Origin of the sequence: Mesorhizobium sp. B2-8-3 (assembly GCF_006440815.1) — a bacterium.
Classification (GTDB): Bacteria; Pseudomonadota; Alphaproteobacteria; order Rhizobiales; family Rhizobiaceae; genus Mesorhizobium.
This window is the reverse complement of record NZ_VFTW01000043.1, coordinates 22861-29488: the sequence shown is the minus strand read 5'-3', so window position 1 is coordinate 29488 and position 6628 is coordinate 22861. Positions and strand designations below refer to the sequence as shown.

6 protein-coding genes are annotated in these 6628 nt (G+C 62.8%); 2 read left to right on the top strand and 4 right to left on the bottom strand.

Annotated features, from left to right (window positions below; translation table 11 throughout):
- Positions 1–131: 131 nt before the first annotated feature.
- Genes FJ418_RS31190 through FJ418_RS31175 form a run of 4 tightly spaced genes read right to left on the bottom strand, consistent with a single transcriptional unit; the run spans position 132 to position 4365 of the window.
- Positions 132–782, bottom strand: a complete 651-nt coding sequence (locus tag FJ418_RS31190) for a glutathione S-transferase (RefSeq protein ID WP_140855957.1) — start codon at positions 780–782, stop codon at positions 132–134.
- A 9-nt stretch (positions 783–791) separates the two neighbouring features.
- Complete coding sequence (locus FJ418_RS31185; RefSeq protein WP_140872096.1) at positions 792–2558, bottom strand: 2Fe-2S iron-sulfur cluster-binding protein; 1767 nt, start codon at positions 2556–2558, stop codon at positions 792–794.
- A gap of 24 nt (positions 2559–2582) precedes the next feature.
- The gene (locus FJ418_RS31180; RefSeq protein ID WP_226891953.1) at positions 2583–3473 is read right to left on the bottom strand and encodes an aromatic ring-hydroxylating dioxygenase subunit alpha; all 891 of its coding nucleotides are present in this window, start codon (positions 3471–3473) and stop codon (positions 2583–2585) included.
- 34 nt (positions 3474–3507) lie between these two features.
- Complete coding sequence (locus FJ418_RS31175) at positions 3508–4365, bottom strand: aromatic ring-hydroxylating dioxygenase subunit alpha (protein ID WP_140872095.1); 858 nt, start codon at positions 4363–4365, stop codon at positions 3508–3510.
- A 251-nt stretch (positions 4366–4616) separates the two neighbouring features.
- Here FJ418_RS31175 and FJ418_RS31170 point away from each other — a divergent pair, with 251 nt between their 5' ends.
- Together FJ418_RS31170 and FJ418_RS31165 are read left to right on the top strand one after the other, a co-directional pair.
- Positions 4617–5456 carry a GntR family transcriptional regulator gene (locus FJ418_RS31170; protein ID WP_140872093.1) on the top strand — a complete coding sequence of 280 codons (840 nt, stop codon included), beginning with the start codon at positions 4617–4619 and terminating at the stop codon, positions 5454–5456.
- Positions 5453–6547, top strand: a complete 1095-nt coding sequence (locus FJ418_RS31165) for a BMP family ABC transporter substrate-binding protein (protein WP_140872091.1) — start codon at positions 5453–5455, stop codon at positions 6545–6547. The genes FJ418_RS31170 and FJ418_RS31165 overlap by 4 nt, the downstream gene beginning before the upstream one ends.
- Positions 6548–6628: the final 81 nt, after the last annotated feature.

The following is a 6628-nucleotide window of genomic DNA, read 5'->3' as shown; positions in this document are numbered from 1 at the left end:
CGCGGCCCTTCGAGGTCCACCTCCATGATCTCAAGCGGCTTTCCGGCGGCAACGGCAACGGCGGCACGCGTTTTCATTTCTTCCCTCCCAAATTTGCTTGCCGACGCGAGCGCCCGGCCTGTTATTGAAACTTACGCCGCGGCCCTGGCGGGCCCGGCCGGGAACACGCCCGACATGACGATAAAACCCTTGATGCGCTTCACGCGATCGCACCAGCGGCGGATCGCCGGATAATCCTGACGTGGAATACCGCCCTCTTCCGACAGCATGATGTAGGGGAAGCAGGCGATGTCGGCGATCGTCGGATGCGCGGCCGAGCAGATCCACTGGCGGCCTTCCTGCTCGCCGAACCAGAGATGTTCGTCGAGGATGCGGAACAGCCTGTGCGCGCCGGCGCGCGCGGCATCGACGTCGAAATCGTAAAACAGCGCATCGTGGAGGCGCGCGGCCGATGCAGTCCCGGTGATGCCGTCGGCAAAGGCCAGCCATTGGCTGATCTCGCCGACCAACGCCGGATTGTCCCTCGGGTACCACGTGCCGGACGGATCGTATTTCGACGCCAGATACACCAGGATCGCCTGGGCGTCGCGCAGGATCAGCCCGTCATCGTCGATGACCGGCAACTGACCGAGCGGATTGAGCTTCAGGAACCATTCCGACTTGTGCTCGCGCCCGGGGTAGAAGTCGACGGGCACCGTCCTATGGGTCATGCCGAGGAAGCTCATCAAGAGCCGCAATTTGTAGCAATTTCCCGACAGCTCGTAGTCGTAAAGCGTGATCATAATTAGCCCCTAGATGTCGAGCACGAGGCGGGCCGACTTGGCGCGCGAGACGCAGGTCATGATCTTCGTTCCGGCCTTGCGCTCGGCGTCGTTGAGATAGACGTCCTGATGGTCGGGCTCGCCTTCGATCACCGTCGCCACGCAGGTGCCGCAGGCGCCCTGCTCGCAAGAGGAGGGCACGTCGATGCCGCTCTCGCGCATGACCTGCAGGATCGTCTTGCCGGCTGGCACCTGCAGCGTGACGCAGGAGCGCGCCAGCGCCACTTCGAAGCTTGAGCTGTCATCGATCTTATTGGTGTTTTTGAAATACTCGAAATGCACGGCGCTGTCGGGCCAGCCCTGTTCGGCCGCCATCTTGCGCGCGGCCTCCAGCATCGGGCCGGGGCCGCAGATATAGAGGTGCATGCCGTTCCGGTAACCGGCCAGCACGCAGCGGAGTTCGGCGCCGGTCGCGTCCGGCGACAGGCCAAGATGCGGCCTCAGTGACTCGCCGAGCAGCTTCAGGCGATCGGCGAAGGCGAGGTGCTCTTGGCCTTGCGCGAAATAGTGCAGCTCATGCGTCAGCTCCTGGTTCTTGAGCGCCTGCGCCATGGCCAGCAGCGGTGTGATGCCGATGCCGCCGGCGACAAATATCGTCTTGATGGCATCGCGGCGCAGCGGGAAATTGTTGCGCGGCTCGGAGATCGCCAGGATATCGCCTTCACGCACCGTCTCGTGCATGCATTTCGAGCCGCCCTTCGAGTCGCGCTCCAGCTTGACGCCGATGGTGAAACTGTCGGTCTCGCCGGGTCCATTGGTGATCGAATACTGGCGGATCTCGCCATTGGGCATATGGACGTCGATATGCGCGCCCGGCTGGAAGGTAGGCAGGATGCCCTTGATCGGCCGCAGCTCGAAACCGGCAATGCCGTCGGCCGCCTGCCACTTCCGGCCCACCGTGACCCGCAGCGCTGCCTTGCGGCCATGCGCGGTCAGTTCCGGCATCTCGGCGAGCTCGGCGGACACGCGTTCATAGACCGGCTCGATCGGCGCCGGCGCGGGTGTATTCGCCACGTCGCGCTCGACCTCGTCGCGCAGTTTTGAAAGCCGTTCATTGTGATGCCGCAGCACGGCGACGCGCGCGGCCCCTTCAGCGTCCCGGTCGAGAACGCCGCGAATGACGGAACGGTTGGAATCGACCGGCTGGACGAAGAAGACGCCGAGCGTCTCAGTGCCGCCGTCGCGCGAACGAAGCGCCACGGCAAAATCCTGGCTGGCCTCGACGGTGGTTTCGGCGCCATCGCCATCGATCGCTCCACTGGGCTGGAAGCGATAGGCCTTCAGCGCTTGCGCGATCTTGCCGGCCGGCGCATTGACCGGAATGCCACGCAACGCGAGCAGCTTGCCCTCGGCGAGGCCCGCGACATCCGGCACCTCGCCCAGCGCCTCTTCCGACGACCAGATCAGCCCGTAGCGTTCGACCGCCGGATAGGTGCGGTTGGTGATGGTGCGAGCCGGCGCATCGGCAGGGTGCGCAGGGATGTAGGTGCAGCCGGCGGTACGGTTGGAATATCGCCAGCCATGATACTGGCACTTCAGCTCGCGACCGTCATTGATGCCGATCGACAGCCTGACGCCGCGATGCAGGCAACGGTTCTCCCAGATGTTGACATAGCCGTCATCGGCCCGCCAGACCGCGAACTCGCGACCGAGCAACTGGCCGTGGAACACATGGCGGAACGGCAGGTCATGGGCAGCGGCGATCGGATGCCACCGGCTTCGGGCTTCTTCCAACATCAAATCGTCTCCAAAATGTCCTGGTCAGGCTGCAGCTGGGATGACCCCGTAGGTCACTCCCTTCTGGCTGAGCCAGCGCCGGTAGGCGATCGCCGACTTGTCGGCGCGGATCGGGGTTTCGGCGCGCGGATCGAGCGGAAGACGCTTCGGCACCTGGTTTTCCAGGATCGGCTTGTCCTGGCCGAAGATCGTCTGCTGGAAGCGCTTGATCACCTTGTCTTCGCTGTTCTCGTCCAGCACGCAAAGCAGCATGTGGGCGCGTACGTGCTCCTGGTCGACTGGCTGCAGGAAGATGGCGATCACATCGCGCCGGCTCTCGTCGACCGGGCTGGATTTATAGAGCACCGAGCAATAGGGATGCGGCACGCGGTAGACATAGTCGACATCGGCGCCGCCGTCCGAGGCGGTCGAGGCCATCGGCTGGAAGAAGCGGCAGCGGGTCGCCAGAATCTCGTCGCGGTCGACCGAAATCTCGACATCGTATTCCTTGACTTCGGTATGCGGTTCGGCGCCGAGGATATCGGTGTGGACATATGGAAAATGGCCCATGTCGAGAAAGTTCTCGATGGCGCGCGGCGCCGAGACGTTGACGCCGAAGGTCGCGGCGTTGAGCCGGCGCCGGTCGGGCTCGGCATATTCGGGAATCGGGAAGAGGTCGGCCGAAGGCTCACCCAACGAGGTCCAGACATAGCCATAGGCGCTTTTCGCCGGCAGCCTATCGGGCGCCGCTACGTGGTCGGCCCGGCGCAGGTCTGGCCGCGAGCGCCAGACCACCGGCTCACCACTCACGTCGACCGAAAAGCTGAGGCGCTCCTCGAGCAGTACCGTCTGCTGGACGGAGCCGGGGACAGCCTCGGCGATCGCACCAATCGGATGCCAGAGATTGAGCACCACAGGGTCCGTGCATTTCGTCATAATGTCTTTCCTTTGCATGCAGCGGACATCGTGATCAGGCTCGCGCCGGTATGGCGCCGTAAGTGACGGAGCGATCGCGCAGCCACCGCCGGTAGGAGACCGAGACGGCATCGGCGCGGATCGGTGTCTCGGCGCGCGGATCGAGCGGCAGGCGCCTGGGAACCTGGTTCTCGAGGATCGGCTTGTCCTGCGCGAAAATCAATTGCATGAAGCTACGCACGGCCGCCGCCTCCATGCCTTCCTTGAGATAGCAAAGATATGGATGCGCGATGCAGTTCTCTTCGTCCACCGGCTGCACGAAGAGCGTGATGACGTCGAGCCGGTGCTTCTGGATCGGGTTGCTCTTGTAGAGCGCCACCGTATAGGGCCGGATTACCTTGTAGATGTAATCGACGACGAAACCTTCCTTGGCGGTGGGCGAAGCAACGGGCTGATAGAATTTGCACTCGGTCGCCAGAACCTCGTCCTGCGCGGTGATCTCGACATTGTAAGGCGCCACTTCGGTGTGCGGCTCCTCGCCCAGCCATCCGGTGTGAACGAAAGGGAAGTGGCCCATGTCGAGGAAGTTCTCGACGGCACGCAGGCCGGACACCTTGGCCGCGATCGATCCACCACTGACGAGGTGACGATCCCCTTCATTGGCCTCGGGGATGTAGACGATCTCGCGCCAGGGCTTGTCGAGGCATGCCCAGATGAAGCCGTAACGTTCAGCCGAGTTGACGACGGCGCCATTATCGGCACGGACGACCTCGGCCTTGTCCACGCGCTTACGGACGACCAGGTCGACGCCGAGCAGCCTTGTCGGAAATGGCATATCCGCGGAGAGCGATTCCTGGTCGGCAACGATATGCCAGTCGTTCAGAAGCTCCCGGTCGACGCAGTGGGTAGCCATCGGCATCCCTTCCAACTCGGCTAGCCCTTCACCATGAACCTAGCCCGGCGTTTCGACATAACGAAAACACAAGATTGGATATCAATCAACGATTTTTTGTCAGCCAAAGCGTATTTTTGTGTTGACAGATTTCGATGATTGACTTCCGATGTATGGAATTCTGAATTTGAGATATGTCGCATCGCGACAGGGCATGTCTTCACTACGGAAAGCCTGCTAATCATGTCCTCGAACTCGCGGAGAACCGCGCCTTGAGCAGCCGTTCCCAGACGATAGCGGATATCCTGACGCGCGCCATCATCGACCATCGGCTGGTACCCGGCTGCAAGCTCGGCGAGCGCGAGCTTTCCGAGATTTTCGACGTCAGCCGCATCGTCGTGCGCCAGGCCCTGATCCGGCTCGCCGACGATGGGCTCGCCCAGATCGAGCGCAATCGCGGCGCCTTCGTCGCCAAGCCGAGCATGCAGGAAGCGATGGAGATCTACGACGCGCTGACGCTCGTCGAACAAGGCGTCGCCGCCCAGCTCAGCGACCGTCTTGGTCCTGCCGGATGGGCTGAGCTGCGTCAGCATGTCGAACGCCAGCGCCAGGCTGTCGCCGCCGGCAACGATGCGTTGGCCGACGTGCTCGGCCAGGAATTCCATTCGGTCTTCGTGCGGTTGAGCCGCAACAAGGTGATGCAGGAAATCCATGCCCAGCTCGTGCGCCGCACGACGCTGCTACGCTCCTTGATCACGGCCGACTTCGATTATTGCAATCTGCTCGACGACCACTCACGCGTCGTCGACCTTCTTGAAAAGGGCCGGCTGAAACAGGCCATGGACCTGATCGACACGCACCACCGCGCGGTGGTGCGCGGCTACATCATGGATCGCGAAGTGTACGCGGAATTGACGCCCGCCGAGGCGCTGGCGCCCTATCTCGACGGCAAGGCGGACAGCGCGACGGCGCCGGTCGCGTCGAGAAGGCCGGCCAAGACATCCGGCAATGGCGACGGCACGGCGCACGTGCATGTCCATCTCCCCAAGCAAGATCCGGCACCGAAAAGCCGGGCATCAACCAAAAAAGCCAACAGAGGGTTACAATCATGAACGAGCTGACAAGACGTGGATTCCTGAAATACAGTGGCGCGCTGGGTGCGGCACTTGGCACCGGAGGACTGAGCACCATCGCCAGAGCCGATGACGTGCTCAAGATCGGCGTCGTCTATGTCTCGCCGATCGCCGAGATCGGCTGGACCAAGCAGCACAGCCTCGGCGTCGAGGCGATCAAGTCCGAATTCGGCGACAAGGCGAAACTCACCGTCATCGACAATATCTTCATGCCGCAGGATGCGGAGCGCGTCTTCCGCGAGCTTGCCAGCGCCGGCAACCAGTTGATCTTCGGCACCAGTTTCTCGCATGGCACGCCGATGCAGAAGGTGGCACCGCGCTTCCCCAAGATCGCTTTCGAGCATTGCTCGGGCATCGTCCATCTCGCCAATCTCGGCACCTTCGAAGCCAAGTATTATGAAGGCACCTTCGTCGCCGGCGCGGCGGGCGGCTACATGTCGAAGTCGGGCAAGATCGGCTTCATCGGCGGTTTCCCGATCCCCGACATCGTCGGCCCGGCCAACGCGCTGTTGCTCGGCGCCCAGAGCGTCAACCCGAACGCCACCTGCAACGCCATCTTCCTCAATTCCTGGTTCGATCCGGGCAAGGAGAAGGAAGCCGCCAAGACACTGCTTTCCCAGGGCTGCGACGTCATCTGCTCGATGACCGACACGGCGACCGGCGTGCAGGTCGCCGGCGAAGGCGGCGCGTGGTCGATCGGTTACGCCAGCGACATGTCGAAATTCGCTTCCGGCAAGCAGCTCACCTCCTTCGTGCTCGACTGGACCAGCGACTATGTCGGCGCCGCCAAGGCTGTAGCGGCGGGCAGCTGGAAACCTGAAGTGCGCTGGGACGGACTGGCAGCGGGCGTGGTCAAGATGGCGCCCTACAATGAAGGCATACCGGCCGACACCAAGACCAAGCTGAAGCAGCTCGAAGCCGATATCGGCAGCGGCAAGGTGCATCCTTATGGCGGCGAACTGAAGGATCAGGGCGGCACCGTCAAGGTCGCGGCCGGATCGGTGCTCGACGACGACAGCATCCGCGGCATGAACTGGTTCGTCAAGGGAATGATCGGCAAATTGAGCTGATCGCATTCGAAGAAACGGGGGGCGTCGAACGGCAATTTCCGGCGTCCCCCGTCTGGTTCCCGTCCAACCCCGCTGCAAGCC

Bases quoted from the DNA above. Each gene is read 5' to 3' on its own strand.
- FJ418_RS31190 (WP_140855957.1), bottom strand. From the start codon at position 782: ATGATCACGCTTTACGACTACGAGCTGTCGGGAAATTGCTACAAATTG.
- FJ418_RS31185 (WP_140872096.1), bottom strand. From the start codon at position 2,558: ATGTTGGAAGAAGCCCGAAGCCGGTGGCATCCGATCGCCGCTGCCCAT.
- FJ418_RS31180 (WP_226891953.1), bottom strand. From the start codon at position 3,473: ATGACGAAATGCACGGACCCTGTGGTGCTCAATCTCTGGCATCCGATT.
- FJ418_RS31175 (WP_140872095.1), bottom strand. From the start codon at position 4,365: ATGGCTACCCACTGCGTCGACCGGGAGCTTCTGAACGACTGGCATATC.
- FJ418_RS31165 (WP_140872091.1), top strand. From the start codon at position 5,453: ATGAACGAGCTGACAAGACGTGGATTCCTGAAATACAGTGGCGCGCTG.